The organism is Pseudovibrio sp. WM33 (genome assembly GCF_001623165.1).
GTDB lineage: Bacteria > Pseudomonadota > Alphaproteobacteria > Rhizobiales > Stappiaceae > Pseudovibrio.
This window is the reverse complement of the sequence record NZ_LMCK01000106.1, coordinates 1-476: the sequence shown is the minus strand read 5'-3', so window position 1 is coordinate 476 and position 476 is coordinate 1. Positions and strand designations below refer to the sequence as shown.

Annotated in this window: 1 protein-coding gene; it reads right to left on the bottom strand. The window is 53.8% G+C overall.

What is annotated here, in order from left to right:
* Positions 1 to 13 precede the first annotated feature (13 nt).
* Positions 14 to 476: TIGR02594 family protein (locus tag PsWM33_RS26910; RefSeq protein ID WP_082827078.1), on the bottom strand; the 463-nt coding region annotated here is incomplete at its 5' end.

Here is a 476-nt window from a genome sequence, read left to right as displayed (position 1 = left end):
TCCGCTTTCCTAACTATAGGGGTGGATGGGGGAGGCTCAGCAACACCCGCTCTCCTTTCACTGGATAGCTTTCCGGCCACCGGATATCTAAGAGCCGCCGCTTTGAAAGCTTTGCAGTTGTGACGGCATTGGACTGATTGCCACCAAGCACGTGATAGTGGCCGGCACTCTCGGAAACGTAGAAACCAACGTGCCCGTTCCAACCGCGAGGACTACCGCGCCAGAAGACGAGAATAGAGCCAGGCACCCCTTTATCTAACCGTCTGCCGTATTTTGCCCATTGCCGAGACCCTAGAGGATTTGCTGGCAGGCGATCAGAAACAAGGCTCATGCAATGGGCGACAAACAGACCACACCAAGGGGTTTCATCAGTCTGGTAGGAGATGCCCAACTTACTCGCCCAAACTGTTCCCCGTCGCCGCCTTATGGACAGATTGATTGAATTGAATAAGGGAGTGTTTTGGCCCATGATCATG